17 protein-coding genes, 1 tRNA gene and 1 pseudogene are annotated in these 17472 nt (G+C 40.9%); 14 read left to right on the top strand and 5 right to left on the bottom strand.

What is annotated here, in order from left to right:
* Positions 1-36 precede the first annotated feature (36 nt).
* Positions 37-1674 carry a metallophosphoesterase gene (locus tag H6G26_RS07630; RefSeq protein WP_242053628.1) on the top strand — a complete coding sequence of 546 codons (1638 nt, stop codon included), beginning with the start codon at positions 37-39 and terminating at the stop codon, positions 1672-1674.
* Positions 1675-1957: 283 nt separating this feature from the next.
* Here H6G26_RS07630 and H6G26_RS07635 read toward each other — a convergent pair whose 3' ends face one another.
* Positions 1958-2890, bottom strand: a complete 933-nt coding sequence (locus H6G26_RS07635; protein ID WP_190728671.1) for a serine hydrolase — start codon at positions 2888-2890, stop codon at positions 1958-1960.
* Positions 2891-2899: 9 nt separating this feature from the next.
* Between H6G26_RS07635 and H6G26_RS07640 the strand changes: the two genes are divergently transcribed.
* From H6G26_RS07640 to H6G26_RS07650, 3 genes are all read left to right on the top strand, one after another.
* A complete protein-coding gene (locus tag H6G26_RS07640; RefSeq protein ID WP_190728672.1) occupies positions 2900-3613 on the top strand; it encodes a C40 family peptidase in 714 nt (237 codons plus the stop codon).
* A 5-nt stretch (positions 3614-3618) separates the two neighbouring features.
* Positions 3619-4632, top strand: a complete 1014-nt coding sequence (locus tag H6G26_RS07645; protein WP_190728673.1) for a glycosyltransferase family 2 protein — start codon at positions 3619-3621, stop codon at positions 4630-4632.
* Between the two features lie 88 nt (positions 4633-4720).
* Positions 4721-5959, top strand: coding sequence for an MFS transporter (locus H6G26_RS07650; RefSeq protein ID WP_190728674.1), 1239 nt, complete (start codon positions 4721-4723; stop codon positions 5957-5959).
* A 54-nt stretch (positions 5960-6013) separates the two neighbouring features.
* On the opposite strand, the gene H6G26_RS07655 is transcribed toward H6G26_RS07650, so the two are convergent.
* Positions 6014-6087, bottom strand: a tRNA-Arg gene (locus H6G26_RS07655).
* 34 nt (positions 6088-6121) lie between these two features.
* Here H6G26_RS07655 and moaC point away from each other — a divergent pair.
* From moaC to H6G26_RS07675, 5 genes and pseudogenes are all read left to right on the top strand, one after another.
* A complete protein-coding gene (gene moaC / locus H6G26_RS07660) occupies positions 6122-6631 on the top strand; it encodes a cyclic pyranopterin monophosphate synthase MoaC (protein ID WP_190728675.1) in 510 nt (169 codons plus the stop codon).
* Positions 6632-6638: 7 nt separating this feature from the next.
* Positions 6639-6749: pseudogene (locus H6G26_RS42415) on the top strand (3-deoxy-7-phosphoheptulonate synthase); the annotation flags it as partial.
* A gap of 164 nt (positions 6750-6913) precedes the next feature.
* Entirely contained in the window at positions 6914-7171 is a 258-nt protein-coding gene (locus H6G26_RS07665; RefSeq protein ID WP_190728676.1) for a 2TM domain-containing protein, read from the top strand.
* A gap of 119 nt (positions 7172-7290) precedes the next feature.
* A complete protein-coding gene (locus H6G26_RS07670) occupies positions 7291-7599 on the top strand; it encodes a DUF3181 family protein (protein WP_190728677.1) in 309 nt (102 codons plus the stop codon).
* A 279-nt stretch (positions 7600-7878) separates the two neighbouring features.
* Positions 7879-8094: an acetyltransferase gene (locus tag H6G26_RS07675; protein WP_190728678.1), complete on the top strand. Its 216-nt coding sequence runs from the start codon at positions 7879-7881 to the stop codon at positions 8092-8094.
* Between the two features lie 67 nt (positions 8095-8161).
* Here H6G26_RS07675 and H6G26_RS07680 read toward each other — a convergent pair whose 3' ends face one another.
* On the bottom strand, positions 8162-8632 hold the full coding sequence (locus tag H6G26_RS07680; RefSeq protein ID WP_190728679.1) for an ABA4-like family protein: 471 nt from the start codon (positions 8630-8632) through the stop codon (positions 8162-8164).
* 227 nt (positions 8633-8859) lie between these two features.
* Positions 8860-9924, bottom strand: a complete 1065-nt coding sequence (gene cobW / locus H6G26_RS07685; protein ID WP_190728680.1) for a cobalamin biosynthesis protein CobW — start codon at positions 9922-9924, stop codon at positions 8860-8862.
* A gap of 92 nt (positions 9925-10016) precedes the next feature.
* Here cobW and H6G26_RS07690 point away from each other — a divergent pair, with 92 nt between their 5' ends.
* Positions 10017-10712 (top strand): tetratricopeptide repeat protein, encoded by a 696-nt coding sequence (locus H6G26_RS07690; protein WP_190728681.1) that lies wholly within the window; start codon positions 10017-10019, stop codon positions 10710-10712.
* A 99-nt stretch (positions 10713-10811) separates the two neighbouring features.
* On the opposite strand, the gene H6G26_RS07695 is transcribed toward H6G26_RS07690, so the two are convergent.
* Positions 10812-11528: a heme oxygenase (biliverdin-producing) gene (locus H6G26_RS07695; RefSeq protein ID WP_190728682.1), complete on the bottom strand. Its 717-nt coding sequence runs from the start codon at positions 11526-11528 to the stop codon at positions 10812-10814.
* 555 nt (positions 11529-12083) lie between these two features.
* Here H6G26_RS07695 and glmM point away from each other — a divergent pair.
* The 4 genes from glmM (at position 12084) to H6G26_RS07715 (ending at position 17461) form a co-directional block, all read left to right on the top strand.
* Positions 12084-13556: a phosphoglucosamine mutase gene (gene glmM, locus H6G26_RS07700; RefSeq protein ID WP_190728683.1), complete on the top strand. Its 1473-nt coding sequence runs from the start codon at positions 12084-12086 to the stop codon at positions 13554-13556.
* A 279-nt stretch (positions 13557-13835) separates the two neighbouring features.
* Complete coding sequence (locus H6G26_RS07705; RefSeq protein WP_190728684.1) at positions 13836-14576, top strand: glycosyltransferase family 2 protein; 741 nt, start codon at positions 13836-13838, stop codon at positions 14574-14576.
* 66 nt (positions 14577-14642) lie between these two features.
* Positions 14643-16289 (top strand): hormogonium polysaccharide biosynthesis protein HpsL, encoded by a 1647-nt coding sequence (gene hpsL / locus H6G26_RS07710; protein WP_190728685.1) that lies wholly within the window; start codon positions 14643-14645, stop codon positions 16287-16289.
* An 11-nt stretch (positions 16290-16300) separates the two neighbouring features.
* Positions 16301-17461 (top strand): glycosyltransferase family 4 protein, encoded by a 1161-nt coding sequence (locus tag H6G26_RS07715; RefSeq protein ID WP_190728686.1) that lies wholly within the window; start codon positions 16301-16303, stop codon positions 17459-17461.
* The last annotated feature ends 11 nt before the right edge of the window (positions 17462-17472 follow it).

Raw genomic sequence — 17472 nt, forward strand, 5'->3', positions numbered from 1 at the left:
ACTCTGGGAAGTGTGCGTTCATTTGGGCAAACAATTATGACATCAGCACCCCAACTGCTCACCGACCCATTTTTGCAGTTGCCAACTGAAACCTCAGTGCGAGTAGTTTGGTTTACTGAGTTTGCTGGTGTTAATCACACAGTAACTTCCGGTGAAAATCTTAAACAAACTACTAAGGCAAATACTACCAAACTCAGTCGCACCCGTGAAGACCAACACTCAAGAGTTGCCAACCAAACCCAAGATGGGCAAGTTTATCAAAAACCTGTCCAGCGTGACATCTGGCGACATGAAGCTGAAGTAACTGGGTTAACTCATTTGCGGGTAAATTATCGCGTCACGAGTGTGCGAGAAGATGGCGAAACTGTTAACAGCGATGTTTTTACCCTTGCAGCTACTCCCAAACCAGATACACCATTAAAAATTTTACTTACTTCAGATCATCAATTAAAGCCGATGACAGCAGCAAATCTGCAAAAGGTGGTAGAAACAGTTGGACGAGTTGATGGAGTATGGTTTGCTGGTGATTTAGTCAATGTTAGCGATCGCGCCTCAGAATGGTTTGATGATAATAGGGGTGGTGCGTTGTTTCCCGGTTTACAAGGTCGTGCTAAATATGAAATTACACACGATGATGTTAAGACAACCTACACTGGTGGACAAATAATTCAACATGCACCCATGTTTACTTGCATTGGTAATCATGAGGTAATGGGGCGATTTGGCAGGATGGGAAGTTTAAATGATGAATTTGATGATACAATTCCCCGTGCAGTTGCTCAAAGAATTTACCAAGACAAATCTTTAATCGATAATTCTTTTAATACTAATACCTACGAAGAAATTTTTTCTTTACCTAAAAGTAAAGAGGGTGGAAAAAGGTATTATGCAATCAGCTTTGGTGATGTGCGTTTGGTGGTACTGTACGCTACAAATATGTGGCGGACCCCTAGCTTAGGTGGAAAGCATAAGGGAAGATATCGAGAAGCAGAAAAGGATTTAAATAATCCTGAAAATTGGGGTTATGGACAGCTAATTTATGAGCCAATTACTAAAGGCAGCAGGCAGTATAATTGGCTAGAGACAGAACTAAATAGCCCTGAGTTTAAACAAGCAAAATACAAAGTTGTAATGTTTCATCATCCACCACACACTCTGGGTGATAATATAGTTCCTGCTTATACAGAACCAGTTCAAATAATTGAACGGGATGGGAATAATATTAAAGCAGTGCGTTATGAATACCCGAAAGACGCTGATTATATTAACCGTGATGTTGTCCCTTTATTAGAAACGGCTGATGTGCAATTAGTATTTTATGGGCATTCCCATTTGTGGAACCGCTTTGTTAGTCAGAGTGGAATGCACTTTTTAGAAACATCTAATGTGGGCAATACTTACGGTGCTGCGTGGGGTGACAGAAAGCGAGAAGTGCCAATTGGATATCAAGAGGATTATGTTAAGCTTGGCGATCCTAATGGGTTAGAACCGATAGTGCCAACAATTTCGCCTTTGTTGGGTGAAGATGGAAAGCCGATGCCTTATATTGCTAGTAATGATATTACGGTTTTCAGTATCTTCGATACGGGGACGGGTACGATAAGTAGTTATCACTTTGATACTCGCAAGCCTGATTCGGAAGTATTGAAGTTTGACGAATTTAAGTTGAAATAGCCAAGGCAATGGAATTCGCAGCTATACAAACAAAGTCCGCCGAGGCGGACTTTGTACAGCATTTCATTAATTCGTAGCAAATTAAATTTGGCAATGCCAATGCATCGGCTGACAATGTCAACGCATCGGCTGACAATGCCAATGCATCCCCTTGCATTAAAAACGCTACGATTTTACGCAAAGCTGTACTAAAAAAATTGAGGGTTTGAAGCCACGGAGGTCGGTTTTGCCTGTGTAGACGAGGTTTATAACCGCCGATTTCACTTAAGTTCACAGGAGTGGATTATAGACTAGCGATCGCTTCGGCAACTAGTTTAGAAACAAAGGGCAAAATATCCTGGCTCTTAGCCTGGGCTTTACCTTCAGTAAATACTACTAAAAGATAAGGGCGCTGTTCTGGTATTTCAATATATGCTGCATCATGGCGCACTTGACTTGTCCAACCTGCTTTTGACCAAATTTGAGCATTTTCAGGAAGTCCGCTACCCAAGAAACCTGTTACCTGATTTTCCTCGGTGTCAGTGGGTAAATCGTTGAGACTACGTTTGAGCAAAGCCATCATTGCTTGCGATCGCGCACTTGAAACTGCTACCCCACCTACAATACTATGCAGTAACCGAGCGATCGCATTTGTTGTCAACATATTGCGATTTTCCAATAACTCTCCTACAAACGCCCGTTCTCGCCCATAAGGGCCATCACCCCAAGTTTTTTGGCAGACGTTAATCGTTTCCATTTCTTCCCAACCCAATGATTGGTAATAGCGGTTAACAATATTACGTTGGTATTTCCAGGTTTCAAAAGGCCCGGTTGGTAATTCTGGCCCTGATGTAGTACCACTCAAAATATCCACAACCAAGCTGGTAGCATCATTACTAGAGTCCACAATCATATCCCGCAAGGCTCGCTCCAACTCCTTGGAGTTTTGAGTCATACCTTTTTCTAGCCATTCGTTTACCGCAACTAGGTAAAATAGTTTGACTATACTGGCGGGATAAATCCGCTCAACACCACGATAAGTAAAACCACGAACTGGATGATCCCAGAAAGCGTTGGGAGTTAGCGCACCACCAGTATTTACTCGCACTGGGGGATCGTAAACAACCCAAGTTATGGCAATTTGGTTACGCGCTAAGGTCGGAAATGCTGCCCAAGTTGCATCTAAAATGCCATTACCAAGGTTTTCCAGTTGCTCGTCTTTATTAAAAAAAACCATTCTCTAATAATGTCCTTTAATTTAAAATCACAAATCCAAAATCCAAAATCAGGGGAGTATCAGTGTTTAGCTAATCTGAATTTATATGATTCTCCTGAATGTACACGCTTGGCAACTCAATCTGCATCTGGAAGACATTTATGGGTAACATCAAATCATCAAAATTTAGCTGTCGAGGTGTATTTATGTGAAGATGACTATCCGGGATGGGTATCTCTTTTAAATTTTGATTCATTACAATCTGCTACTGTACCTTATCAGGCTGCAACATTTTCTGAATCTGAGATTAAAAAACTTCTCGCAGATGTCATCGCCTTTACTCAAAAAGCAATGCAACACTCAAATTATTACCTTTGGGGTGGTACAGTTGGGCCAAATTATGACTGTTCGGGGTTGATGCAGGCGGCATTTGCTTCGGTAGGTATTTGGTTACCTAGAGATGCCTATCAACAGGAAGGATTCACCCAACCAATTACTATTGCAGAATTAGCAGCCGGGGATCTGGTATTCTTTGGAACTAGCCAAAAAGCAACTCATGTCGGACTTCATTTGGCGGATGGTTATTACATCCATAGTTCTGGGAAAGATCAGGGACGGGATGGGATTGGGATTGATATTCTCTCGGAACAGGGAGATGCAGTTAGTAAGTCGTACTATCAGCAGCTACGAGGTGCTGGTAGAGTTATCAAGAGTTACGAACCACAGAGACGCACAGGACGCTGAGGTATATGAGGAGTGGGTTAGTTGATCAAGGGTTGAGTGAGGAAAATGGGGCGATTTCTGTAATTGTCCCAGATGTTTCCGTCGTGGTGCCTATACATAACGAGGTGGAAAGTCTACCGCTTTTATTAGATGCGATCGCATCTACTTTATCCTCTAGTCAGGTAACTTATGAAATTATCTGTGTAGACGATGGTTCTACAGACGCTTCCGGGGATTTTCTCAAAAAGGAGGCGCAAACCCGCACTGATTTAAAGGCGGTGATTTTGCGTCGCAACTACGGACAAACTGCGGCGATGGCTGCTGGATTTTATTATGCAGTCGGCAAAGTGATCGTCACATTAGATGCTGATCTCCAGAATGATCCGGCTGATATCCCCATGTTATTAGCAAAGTTGGATGAGGGTTACGATTTGGTAAGTGGTTGGCGGCAAAAACGCCAAGATGGCGCTGTAAATCGGTTACTTCCTTCCAAAATTGCCAATTGGCTAATTCGCCGTACCACTAGCGTGAATATTCATGACTATGGCTGTTCGCTGAAAGCCTATCGTGCAGAACTGTTGGCGGATATGAACCTCTACGGAGAATTACACCGATTTTTACCTGCGCTGGCGTACATTGAAGGAGCTAGAATTACCGAAATGCCAGTGCGTCATCACGCCCGCCGCTTTGGCCGTAGTAAGTATGGGATTTGGCGGACATTCCGGGTGTTGATGGATTTGTTAACCATTCTGTTTATGAAAAAATTCCTCACCCGCCCAATGCACGTTTTTGGGCTGTTGGGCTTGATTTCGATGGTTTCGGGGACAGCAATCGGAATTTACTTAACTTTCGTCAAATTAGCTTTAGGACAGATGATTGGCAATCGCCCCTTGCTGATTTTGGCAGTTCTCCTGCTAGTAACTGGAGTGCAGTTGTTTTGCTTCGGGCTTTTGGCAGAATTACTCATGCGTACCTACCACGAATCCCAAGGAAGACCCATCTATCGCGTGAGAGAAGTAGTAGCAAAAAATGTTAAGTAACGTAACAATAGTTATTAGTCATTGGTCATTAGTTACGAGCAACAAAGGACAAATGACTAATGACAAAAACCATTAAATTGCATCTACCTTGAAAGCATTTAATACCTTTGATACCAAACTGCGGCGCAATCTGCTGGTTTTGTTTACGGCAGGTTTATTATTCTGGTCGAGTTTGTCTGCGCTCTTACCAACCTTACCGCTTTACATCGATAATGTGGGCGCAAGTAAGCAAGAAATTGGGATTGTGATGGGCAGTTTCGCCATTGGCTTATTGCTATCTCGCCCGATGCTGGGGCGGATAGCCGATAAACGTGGTCGAAAAATTGTCTTGTTAATTGGTACGATAGTAGCTGCGATCGCACCTTTCGGTTACTTGGCAACCCAATCTCTTGGGTTATTAATCCTGGTGCGGATTTTTCATGGCATTAGTATTGCCGCTTTTACCACTGGCTACAGTGCCTTAGTCGCAGATTTAGCTCCCACTGAAACTCGTGGCGAAATCATTGGTTACATGACCTTAGCAACTCCCCTTGGTTTGGCAATTGGCCCTGCCTTGGGTGGGTATTTGGAAGCTACAAGTGGTTACGGGATATTATTTCTCTTCTGTGCCGAATTGGGTTTTGTCGCTCTCTTGGAGATTGTACAAGTCACGAATCCGCCAGTGCAGACACAACAGCAAACTGAAGAAAACGATCGCAACTTTTGGCAAATTTTGGGCAGTCCACGGGTGAGAGTTCCAACAATAGTTATGTTGTTGGTTGGTTTATCCCTCGGTGCTGTACATACTTTTGTGTCATTATTCCTCAAATCCACTGATGTGGACTTCAATGGTGGACTGTTTTTTACAGTTGCGGCAATTTCTAGTTTTAGTATCAGAGTCTTTGCTGGTAAGGCAAGCGATCGCTTTGGTCGTGGTTTATTTATCACATTTGGTATTTTTTGCTATGTTTTAGCGTTAATACTACTGTGGCAGGCTGACACCGCGATGTTTTTCTTACTGGCTGCGATCGCTGAAGGTGCTGGTAGTGGTACACTCATCTCCATGATGGTGACAATGATGGCAGACCGTTCACTGCCACAAGAACGGGGTCAAATTTTTGCTATATGTATAGCTGGACTTGACTTGGGAATTGCGATCGCTGCTCCTCTTCTGGGTATTATTGCCGAACAGGTAGGCTACCGAGATATGTTTGGCTACGGTGCTGCAATCACCTCTATTGCACTTGTTATCTTCCTTACCCAATCGAGCAAAGACCTATCCAACTCCCTGCGCTTTGCACTAGGTCTAGCTCCAGATGCCTACGCCTTGAAAAACTTAAAAAGTTAGGAGTGAGAAACTTTAATCTCTCACTCCTAACTTTCAACTCTTAGCCTTTCAAAACGGGCGAGGAGGGATTCGAACCCCCGACACCGTGGTCCGTAGCCACGTGCTCTAGTCCACTGAGCTACACGCCCTCACCGACAATCTATATTAACACGTTCTAACTAAATGGCGCAAGATAATTTTCCATCTAATTTTGCCAACTTAACCCATCTAGATCAACACGGACAGGCACAGATGGTAGATGTGTCTGATAAAGCACCTACCGTCCGCCAAGCAGTAGCTGCTGCCAATGTGCGGATGCTGCCAGAAACTTTCGCTGCTATTCAAGCCGGAAATGTTCCAAAAGGCGATGTATTGGCAACTGCAAGATTGGCTGGGATTATGGCAGCCAAGCAAACAGCCGCCTTAATTCCTCTGTGTCATCCGTTGCCCTTGCAAAAAATCGCAGTCGAAATTATACCCGAACCGCAACTACCTGGTTATCAAATTCAAGCCACTGTCAAAACCAAAGCTGAAACTGGTGTAGAGATGGAAGCCTTAACTGCCGTTTCTGTGGCTGCCCTGACTTTATACGATATGGCAAAAGCTTTAGAAAAGTCGATTCAAATTGAATCAATTCGTTTAATAAGTAAGAGTGGCGGGAAATCAGGAGATTATTCTCTGCCAGAGCAATAAACTACCGGGTAACCCCAATGTAATTTTGTGCGAACGAGGAATTTGCACCTTTGACCGACAATATACGCGGAATATCCTTGATATATCTGCAATCTTAGTGTTGCGATCGCTAACTCATTATAAAGGGGATTGTGGTCTATTTGCTCAAAGGTCGTCATCGAATTTAACGCGTCGGCTTTTGACTTTTAATTCGATTATGACTGGTTATAAGGGTCTAATAGCAACCACTGCCCCAAAAACCTTAGAATGAATAGGGTGTATTTAAATCTGTAGCAAATATTTATGCCTCCTCGTTGGCCTCGCAAACCCGATCGCAAAGACCCTGATTACCGCAAGATCGATGACCGGATGAATTTTGCTGTGCATGTAGCGATCGCTGCTACGATTAATTCTGGTTTGTGGTTTTTCCACATCTTGAAAGGCACTACTTGGGAGTGGCTGCCTTGGGTGACTTTAAGTTGGACAGGAATTTTGTTGGTGCATCTGATTTATATTAGTGCGATCGCTAACTACACCGAAACTCCACCAAAATCCACCTGAAGATGGATTACTCATGCTGGGGCGATTGTAACCTCTGGTAGTAGAATTAGCCTGTTAATTGAGCCATAATGTAAAAAAGCCTGAGATTTCGCACTTTTTCTTAATGTAGGGTTATTTTTATGGCTAAGACTAACACCACAGAACTACTAGAAGCCCTAGCAGCTGAAATTGGCGAAAACGTCTACATAGACGTTGCCAAATGGCATCTTTATTTATCTAATGCCAAACTGCATACAGTTGTTGCCGAACAACTGTATCCTTTAATTACTTCCAACGCTGTAAATGAAGACCGAGTTTTACAGGTCTTGGGATCGATTCCAGTAAAAATTGGCGGCGGAAAACGTGAAGTTCCTTTAATCGATTTACTACCCCTGCAATGCCAAGTTAATTTAGTTGATATTTTGGAAAAATATCAACGCGACTTTTAATTGCTAAAACTAAGATTATCTTACTTGGACAATTTTGTTAATCAGCATTTCCTGATTCGAGTTTCGCTTCTGAATTAGGTATATGTTTACTGTGTCTATTTTATAAAATTAACTCTACAGATACACACAAATGAATCTTGTGTAATTTATGTGTGGATATCTGATAAAAATTTCCTTTAACAATTAGGGAATCTCCGCGTTCAAAATCAGTTTAGATTTGAGCTAGTTTATCTTAAAACTCGCTTTGAACTTCCATGCAAACTCATTGAGGCAATTTCTATGCTTTTACAAGTCAAAGATAGTGGCGAATTGGTAAAGATTGTTGAAATTCAGGAATTACTTGATCCGAATAATGATGTTGTTCACGCAAAAGATCAAGAAGGTCAAGAAGAACAGGAACCTGAAACTTTTAAAAAAGAAAATCTCGTTTTCCCTTCAGGTGAAGTTTTACCACGCTGTTGGTTAGATTCAGATTATAGACGCAACAACGGTTAATTCTTATCAAATCAGGTAATTCCTAATAATAGGAGCGCACATCTATGCGCCCCTATTATGTACTATATTATGAGGCAGCTTTTTCTCCTACTATCACTGTTTCAGTCTGTTGAAACTTCGGGAAAAATGTTTTATTAATCCAGTCAGTTAAGATGTAAGACAGTAATCCCAAAGGCCCAGCAAATAAACACAGTGCAAGGGAGTGAATTGTCCAAATACCTGTTTTTTGCCCTTCCAAATAAATCCAGCGGCCGACGAATAAATCCATGACTAAAAAATGAATCCAACCTGTTGCAGCAGCCGTTTCGTCTGCAAAAAATTTAGCGATATCGGCTAATTGAGGATTCGATAAAGCTTGGGCGTTTTCTGGTGTAATGCTGGTGATGAACAAATACAAATACACCCCAGCTAATACCAGAAACGGCAAATATGATGACATAATCTGCCGTGTAACTTTCCAATTTGGTAATAAAATCATCAACGCCCAAAAAGGCAATACGAAAAGATTGGCAATGTTAAATAGTTGAGATATCGTCATAGTTATGTCAGGTAATAAGTGAAGATTTAAATTAAGTGTTAGGAGCGAGATATTAGGAAATTTCTAGTTATTACTATTGTTTATTATTTTTAATCAACTAGTACACAACGGTGGAAATAAATTTATTATTCTAAGTTAATTATAACCGCGTAATTAACCCTAGATAAGGAGCTTAAGCTCTTTATTAAAGGATTAAAAATGTGTACTAGTTCTTTTTAACTCCTAACTTACAAAGCTACTAGCTGCGATTCAATTTCTGAAGACTTCAAATCACGCCCGATAAAAACTAAGCGTGTTTGCCTGGCCTCTTCAGGTTTCCAGGGGCGATCATAAAATTTATCAAATCGGGTTCCCACACCTTGCATCACTAAGCGCATGGATTTATTTGGCACTGCCACAAAGCCTTTAATCCGATAAATTTCTTGTTGTTGTGCTAATTTCTCTAACTGCTGTTGCAGCTTTTCTGGATCAAAGGTACGATCCAAAATTAAATTAGTTGAAGTAATTTCTTCGTCGTGGTTGTGGTCTTCTTCGGTATCGTGATGACTAGGACGAGAATCTAAATTGTCTTCAACTGCGGCTTGGAATCCTAATAATATAGATGCGTCTAGTTGAGAACGTAGGCGTAGCCCGTCGGAGGCATCGCTCTCGACAATTTTCACCATTCTAGGCAACTCTTGCTTAATCAATTCCTCAACTCTGGCTTTTGTCTCAGCATCCACCAAGTCAATTTTATTCAACACCACCAAGTCTGCACAAGCGAGTTGGTCTTCAAACAATTCTTGCAAAGGTGTTTCGTGTTCTAGACTATCATCTGCTTGTCGCTGGGCTGCGATCGCCTCTAGATCGCTAGCAAATGTCCCCGCCGCTACAGCTGCACAATCTACCACGGTAATTACAGCATCCACAGTGGCGGCGTTGCGAATTTCTTGCCAGCGAAAAGCCTTCACCAGTGGTTTTGGCAAAGCTAAACCAGAGGTTTCAATCAAAATGCAGTCGATGCTATCCCGCCGCTTGATTAACTCTTGCATCATCGGGTAAAACTCTTCTTGCACGGTGCAGCATAAGCAGCCGTTGGTTAATTCAAAGATATTACTGTCGCCCTCCTCACTATCTTCCGGGCAAACTTGACAGGATTTTAACAATTCGCCATCAATACCGAGTTCGCCAAATTCATTGACTACAACGGCAATGCGGCGTCCTTGGTTGTTTTGTAGCAGGTGGCGAATTAGGCTGGTTTTTCCACTACCTAAGAAGCCTGTAATCACTGTGACAGGAATTTTTGTTGCCATTATTTAATTAATTGTGCCTCTTTATATTTTCCCTGATCGCTGACTAGATTAGAAATCAGGGTTTATATAGTCTGTAGGTAAGATTACCGCAAATGAATTCTGCTAAAACTATTAAGCTGTTGATAAAACAAGCAAAATATGCTGAGAACATAAAAAACTACCAGGAGGCGGAAGACCTTTGGCTATCAGTAATCAAACAAAAACCTAATGATGTTCTAGCTTATGTGAGATTAGCAAAGCTATTATCTTATCAGAATAAAACAGAAGCGGCGTTGACATTTTATGAACAAGCCCTCCTCATTGAGCCTAGTGTTCAAATATACACTGATTTAGGAATGTGGTTGTTAGATATACAAAAACCAGAAGAAGCGATCGCTGCATTTCGTCAAGTAATTGCTCTTAAACCCAAGGGGTATGATGAATATATATACAAAATGTTAGCTACAGCACTCATACAGCAGGGGAAACTAGATGAAGCTTTAGCTATTTGCTATCAAGTAATTGAACTTAATTATCACCTTCAAACTTGTTTAATTACTGGTCAGGCAATATATGACAAGCAGGGATTTTCCTCTGTTATGGCTGCTTTTGGCCAATTCGCTGCTAAAGTTCAGCCGCAGCCTATATCTGGTCTTTACTACAGACTAGGTAATTATATATTATTTTATTACAGCGATAAAAACGATGAAGCGATCGCTGCTTTTCAAGAAGCACTTAGACTCAACCCTGGTCATCAACACACAGCGCAAGCTCTTAACAAGCTCCAACATAATAGCCATGATCGCTAACAAACAGCAGTAGGGACAACATCCCCGCGATCGCCTGATTTTATTCAGGTGAACCCAAGAAGCTTGCCCCTAGATTTACAAAATTTTACTTAATAAAGTTTACTCAGCAGTGACGAGTTCAGTACTGCCACGTGTCCGTCGCCGTGTGAGGCTGTTGTAGAGCATTACACCAACCGCCTTGATCAAATTGCCTTCCAATTCTTGGAACATCGTCATGTTCATGCCAAAGGCGGCGTTAGCTTCATCAACGATGCGATCGGTTGTCGCATCATCAAGGGGTAATTCATCCAAAGTTTGACGATATTTCGCTTTGAATGCTTTTTCATCAGGAATCTCTGGAAACTCATAAAAGGCTGTTCCTTGCCCATCAGACAAATTCATCGCTGTTACAGCAATGTTTTTGAGAATTTGTCCCCCGGATAAGTCACCCAAGTAGCGAGTGTATGAATGAGCTATTAACAGTTCCGGTTCTGTGGCAGATATTTCTCGGATGCGCTTTACATAAGCTTCACCTGCCGGAGATAGCTTAATTTGCTCTCTCCAGTTAGCACCAAAATAATAACTCAGGTCTTGCTCTAAGGTATACTTGCGGTTTAGCTGGGGAAAGTTAATTTTAGAAAGAATTGGGTGCTGGCGATGCTTCTCCATTTCTTCTTCCATCGCTGAGTAGACGAAGTAGAAGTTAGCAACTAGTTTCCGGTAAGAGTTTTTCTCGACTACTCCTCTTAAAAAGCACTTGACAAAACCTACATTTTCTGCCATTGTGTGGGCTTTCTTAGTGCCTACACGTAATTTGGTTGCTAAATTGCTGCTCATGCTAAATTTCTCAACTTTAAAAAGTTAACTGCCGAAGTTCTAATTCACTAACGGCTAAAAAAGCCATTAAAACGTTACCTTAAAACTATTTGATGAGAATTTATATTAAAATTTTTTAAGCACCTGCATTTTTGTAGCTTTTTACACACTTGTGAAACTTAGGGGATATAATTTTACATTTCAGTCTTTTGATTCTTTTGTTCTTATTAGCTGAATTTTGCTTTCATTCTCAGCTTTCCTAAAAAACACTTTTGCTGAAATTTAGGTAATATTTATTACAGTTTATCTTGGGTTGGTAGGATTCCAAAGTGTGAACTAATAAATATAAAAATCAAAGCTAAGGTAGAGGGCATAAAAGAAATAATTAGCTAAAATATGAAAACTTTACTGCTAACCTAAAAACTAATACTGACTTCATGAAAAATTTACAATTCAAGAAGTAATAATTAGGGATTTTTACGTAGACAATACTGCTCTAGAATGAATTTGTAAGAAATTGCTGAATCAAGTTTTAAGTGCTATTTTTCAGTGTGATTGTGTGGAGTGTTTAAACATATGGTTTCATCTATAACTCGGACACCAGGCATTCCTGGGGGTTCTGCTTCCGAAGTTGATGTATTGGGCAAAGGGATTGAGAGCAGTTTCGCATTGAATTCAATTCCACTACCAGCAAATCCTTTATTTGGCACAGATGGTATTCGCGGACGAGTCGGAGAATTACTCAGTGCGCCCTTAGCATTACAAGTTGGTTTTTGGACTGGAATTGTTTTACGTAACCATGCTACTAAAATCGGGCCAGTCATTCTCGGACAGGACTCCAGAAACTCCAGCGATATGCTGGCAATGGCTTTGAGTGCAGGATTAACAGCAGCAGGATTAGAGGTTTGGTATTTGGGATTATGTCCCACTCCTTGCATTGCTTATCTTACCAGCATCACTGATGCCATCGGCGGAGTGATGATTTCTGCTAGCCACAATCCCCCAGAAGACAATGGTATTAAGATTTTTGGTGGGAATGGTGGGAAGTTACCGCAAATATTGCAGGCAGAAATTGAAGCTGGGCTGCGTGGCAAGGTATCACCTATTGCTAAAGTCAGTAATTACGGACGGCATTACTCACGTTTCGAGTTAGTGGGGCATTATAGCGAAGCATTGAAAAAACCCTTGAATGGTGCCCTAAATCTTCAGGGAATGAAGATTGTTTTAGACTTGGCGTGGGGAGCAGCAGTAGGATTAGCACCATTAGTATTTACAGAAATGGGGGCAGAGGTGATCTGCTTGCATAACGAAGCAGATGGCGATCGCATTAATGTTAACTGCGGTTCCACCCACCTAGATATTCTTGCAGCCACAGTCCAAGAACACAACGCCGACATCGGCTTTGCCTTTGATGGGGATGCCGATCGCGTCTTAGCAGTAGACAATACTGGAAGGCAAGTTAACGGCGATTACATTCTCTACCTATGGGGACGGCATTTACAGCAAAACCAACAACTGCCAGACAACCTGATTGTATCTACAGTCATGGCCAACTTAGGCTTTGAGAAAGCTTGGCAACAAATTGGTGGTAACTTAATTCGCACCGCAGTCGGCGATCAATATGTGCAAGCCGAAATGTTGCGGACTGGGGGAATGTTAGGTGGCGAACAATCAGGTCATATTCTTTGCCGTCATTATGCTGTGACTGGAGATGGCTTGTTAACAGCATTACATATAGCAGCTTTGGTAAAAGAGACGGGTGTTTCCTTGAGCGAATTAGTAGATCAAAGCTTCCAGACCTATCCGCAATTGTTACGGAACGTGCGAGTCGTAGATCGCGATCGCCGTTTGGGATGGCAAAATTGCGAACCTGTGCAACAAGCGATCGCTCTTGCTGAAGCTGCAATGGGTGATTCCGGCAGAATTTTGGTTCGCGCCTCTGGTACAGAACCAGTGATCAGGGTTATGGTGGAAGCTGCTAACGCTGAACTTACCAGCTACTGGGCAAATGAATTAGTTTCAAAAGTCCAAAAACACATAGCAGTCTAAGTTACTCCCTTCACCGTGTAAGATTACTTATCTACTTTTCCTTTGTGTGCTTCGCATCTTCATGTTTCGTTAAATTAAGTAGTCTTTGCGGGGAAGGGAATAGCTACTATCTCACCTTTCAAAAACAGCTTCTGTAAATTAATCAGCTTTGGTGATTTGCGGAAGATGTAGTATTTTAATTTGCACTTTTAAATTTTAAGTATGTTGTAAACCTCTTTTCTAACAAGGAAAGAGGTCTGTGTGTGTTGTATCTTGAGTTATCTTTTATAAGGTAATAATATGCTTGTTTTTGTTATCCCACTTAAAAGTCCGCAAGTTTCCAATTCTTGGGAGCGTGTCACCCAATCATTTGAAAGATGCATCAAATCAATTTGCAATCAAACCTCTCCTGATTTTCACGCTATTGTCGTTTGCCATGAACAGCCAATAATAGAATTTAATCATCCCAAGATCACGTACATTACAGTTGACTTTCCTGCTCCCAACGAGACAGATCGTATAGCTAGAGGAGACACAGATAAAGGGCGAAAAATCTTGAAGGGATTAATGTATGCTCGTAAATTTTCTCCAACTCACACTATGGCAGTTGATGCAGATGATTGCATTAGTAAAAACTTAGCCAAATTTATTAAGCAATATCCTAACTCTAATGGATGGTTTATCAATAAAGGTTATAAATATAAAGAAGGTAGTAAATATATATATATTAAAAGAAAAAATTTCTACTCAATGTGCGGCACATCTAATATTATCCGATATGATTTAAATTTCTTACCAGAAAATGCAGAATATAATCGGGGTTATGGATACTACAAATATTATATAGACCACGGTAAAGTCAAAGGCGTATTAGAAAGCAAAGCTAAACCTATTGAACCATTACCATTCCCTGGAGCAGTTTACATCGTAGAAACAGGAGAAAATCTTTTTTATGGTTCAATGAAGTTAAATTTCAATATTTTCGATCGAAAATCCCTAACTCAATCAGTTAAGGATGAATTTTGCTTGTACAGGCTCTAGCTATTCTAATCCATTTGTATGTAAGCTATAGATTGTTTTTTAAGGCTGATAGGCTACAGCGCCACTATGCCGAAATTCAAGTCAAAAAATAAAAAATCAAAAAAACAGGCTGAAAAAGAAACTCCTACTCTTAGCCTCAAAGAACAGTTAGCCCAAAAGCGCAAAGCTGCCCAAGCACGTAAAGAACTCGTTAGCTTACTCACCACCGCCATCTTTGGCAGTGTTTTAGTTGGCATTCTACTTTTTTTCGTAGGTGGAATTAAAGTGGCAGTCCCTGGCGTCTTAGGGATATTCGTCATATCCCTTTCCTACAAATACCCGCGCCAAGCTTTATATGCCTTCATCATTTACGTGCCTATTGGGGGTACTATCACTTATTACTTGGGCAATAGTCCCATACTCCAATTAGCTAAAGATGCCTTTTATGTTCCAGCCCTAATTGGACTTTGGCAGACTTGTCGTAAGCAAGGGCTACCCCTAATTATTCCCCAAGGTATTAAAACCCCACTTTATATTGTGTTGGGTTGCAGTCTGCTAACGTTATTGTTTGTTAATGGTGGCCAGCAGTTTAACCCGCCCAGTGTGGGATTATTGGAAAAAGTTGAGCAAGAAATACCCTTAGGCATGGGAATTCTGGGACTAAAAGTATTTTTAGGCTATGTCCCCTTGATTGGTTGTGCTTACTATTTAATTCGCGATAAGCGGGATTTTCTATTTTTATCCCGCCTCCAGATTGTCATTATACTGTTTTGTTGTGCGCTGGGATTTATCCAATATATTTTATTACTAACTGGTGTATGTCAAGGCACTAGAGGTCTTGAAGGAGATGCCTTATTTAGAGCAACACTTGAAGCTAGGTGTTATTTTGGTGGAGCGCTAGTATATAGCCCTCAAGAAGGGGTTATTCGCTTACCAGGGACATTTGTAGCCCCTTGGCAGTGGGCATGGTTCTTAATTGCCGGCACCTTTTTTAGCTTTGCCACCGGCTTCACCGATCCGTCGCCAATATGGCGGCTGGCCGGTTTAGGTTCTTTGGTAGCAGTCTTTATCAATGCTGTAATTTCTGGACAGAGAATCGCCCTAGCCTTAGTACCAATTTGCTTCGGGATTTTGCTATTGCTCACTGGTCAAATTGCCAACCTTAAACGATTTATCCCCATAGGGATAGGACTTGCCCTAGTTCTCGGAATAGCAATGGTGACTAACCCTGATGTTGTGCAACAGAGAACCGAGAGTTTTACAGGTCGGTGGGAGGCTTCACCACCTCAAGATTTTATCGTCCAGCAATTTGAAGAAAATTGGAAAAACGTAGACGGCCCCTTAGGAAGTGGCTTAGGTCGAGCAACTAACTCTGCCCGCGTAATGGGTAAAACTAAGCTGGTAGAAACCTACTATCCCAAAGTACTGTATGAAGTTGGAATTCTTGGAGTACTAGCTTTTCTAGGTTTGGTCACTAGTTTAACAATTATTAGCTTTAAAACCTATCGCTCCATAAAGAACCGTAATTTCCGCAGTTACGGAGCAGCTTTATGGGTGTTTATATTGTTTATTAGCTACAACACCTACTACTATCCTTTGGATGTTGATCCAGTTGCCGTCTATTATTGGTTTTTTGCGGGAGTTCTTTTTAAATTGCCAGAATTGGAGAAACAAGATATTGAAGATGCCAACCCTGATCAAAAAAACAAAAGAAAACGTCTAAAAACAATTTAAATGAAATAAAAATGGTAAAAGTTATCATAGCAGGTCAAAAGCACCTCAGCATTCCAAACCTACCTCGAAATTCTCGGCATACACTTATCTGCCCCAAGGCTTTCCCCGCAGGCAGATATCCTATAGACAAAGTTTGGCCTCATTTAGCTCCTTTAGCCAGCTTTCTTGCGTGGCAACCTGTATGGCAAAGATACCAAGCTATTCATTCTTTTAACAAAATTTTATATACGAATAAACCTTGGTTTCTCACCTTGGAGGATCATCGTGTTTTATACATAGAGCCTCATAATAAAGGTGAAGCTGCAATTTATGAATTCTTAAATAATCGATTAGCACTAGACAACTGTCAAAAAATCATTGCGATTTCCGATTACGCCAAGTTGAGATTCCTTAACCGGATGGAAGGTTGGAAGATAGAAGAAAAAGTAAGTAAGAAAGTGGATGTTATTCATCCAAACTTCCCAGTCAGGGTTAATCAAGCAAAACTTTATCAAGAACAGCAAAATCTCCAGCTTATATTTATCGGAAATCACATTGCTCGCAAAGGTGGAATTGTTGCTTTAAGACTAGCTAAGAAAGCTGAAAAACTAGGTTTACCTATTACTATACATATAATATCAGAACTGGCACATGGTTTTGGAGTGCCAACGGATTTTCCCGATCGCAGTAAATATGTAGATGATTTGAAATTACTTAATCTAAATAATGTTGTTTTTCATAAAAGCCTTCCTAATGACAAAGTTCTTGAATTATTATCGCGAAGTCATTTTCAATTAATGGCGACATTACATGATAGTTACGGCTATAGCATCGTCGAAGGATTTTCTGTCGCCACACCTGCGATTACGACAAATGTATGCGCTTTAACAGAGTTAGTTCGTCATGAGGAAAATGGTTATATTTTAGAATTACCAATTAATGAAATTAGGCACTGGAGCAATTGGCTACATGAAGAAAAAACCAAAAGTGATGAATATTGGGAAATTGTCAATAGTACTTATGATTATTTGGTAGAGCAAGCGTTTCAACAAATTATTCAATTTCTTGATAGAAGTGATAAACGAGAGCATTACGAATTTTTAAGTGCAGGAGCATTAGCTCAGGTGCAAATTGTGCATAACTCCGAAAAGCAAAATGAGTTTTTTGATAATCTTTATGCAGCAGCAGTGTAAACAATTGATTT

It is taken from the genome of Nostoc sp. FACHB-888 (assembly GCF_014696655.1).
In the GTDB taxonomy this organism is placed as follows: domain Bacteria; phylum Cyanobacteriota; class Cyanobacteriia; order Cyanobacteriales; family Nostocaceae; genus Nostoc.

Excerpts from the sequence above, each read along its gene's own strand:
- H6G26_RS07630 (WP_242053628.1), top strand. The coding sequence starts at position 37 with ATGACATCAGCACCCCAACTGCTCACCGACCCATTTTTGCAGTTGCCA.
- H6G26_RS07635 (WP_190728671.1), bottom strand. The coding sequence starts at position 2,890 with ATGGTTTTTTTTAATAAAGACGAGCAACTGGAAAACCTTGGTAATGGC.
- H6G26_RS07640 (WP_190728672.1), top strand. The coding sequence starts at position 2,900 with ATGTCCTTTAATTTAAAATCACAAATCCAAAATCCAAAATCAGGGGAG.
- H6G26_RS07645 (WP_190728673.1), top strand. The coding sequence starts at position 3,619 with ATGAGGAGTGGGTTAGTTGATCAAGGGTTGAGTGAGGAAAATGGGGCG.
- moaC (WP_190728675.1), top strand. The coding sequence starts at position 6,122 with ATGGCGCAAGATAATTTTCCATCTAATTTTGCCAACTTAACCCATCTA.
- H6G26_RS07665 (WP_190728676.1), top strand. The coding sequence starts at position 6,914 with ATGCCTCCTCGTTGGCCTCGCAAACCCGATCGCAAAGACCCTGATTAC.
- H6G26_RS07670 (WP_190728677.1), top strand. The coding sequence starts at position 7,291 with ATGGCTAAGACTAACACCACAGAACTACTAGAAGCCCTAGCAGCTGAA.
- H6G26_RS07675 (WP_190728678.1), top strand. The coding sequence starts at position 7,879 with ATGCTTTTACAAGTCAAAGATAGTGGCGAATTGGTAAAGATTGTTGAA.
- H6G26_RS07680 (WP_190728679.1), bottom strand. The coding sequence starts at position 8,632 with ATGACGATATCTCAACTATTTAACATTGCCAATCTTTTCGTATTGCCT.
- cobW (WP_190728680.1), bottom strand. The coding sequence starts at position 9,924 with ATGGCAACAAAAATTCCTGTCACAGTGATTACAGGCTTCTTAGGTAGT.
- H6G26_RS07690 (WP_190728681.1), top strand. The coding sequence starts at position 10,017 with ATGAATTCTGCTAAAACTATTAAGCTGTTGATAAAACAAGCAAAATAT.
- H6G26_RS07695 (WP_190728682.1), bottom strand. The coding sequence starts at position 11,528 with ATGAGCAGCAATTTAGCAACCAAATTACGTGTAGGCACTAAGAAAGCC.
- glmM (WP_190728683.1), top strand. The coding sequence starts at position 12,084 with ATGGTTTCATCTATAACTCGGACACCAGGCATTCCTGGGGGTTCTGCT.
- H6G26_RS07705 (WP_190728684.1), top strand. The coding sequence starts at position 13,836 with ATGCTTGTTTTTGTTATCCCACTTAAAAGTCCGCAAGTTTCCAATTCT.
- hpsL (WP_190728685.1), top strand. The coding sequence starts at position 14,643 with ATGCCGAAATTCAAGTCAAAAAATAAAAAATCAAAAAAACAGGCTGAA.
- H6G26_RS07715 (WP_190728686.1), top strand. The coding sequence starts at position 16,301 with ATGGTAAAAGTTATCATAGCAGGTCAAAAGCACCTCAGCATTCCAAAC.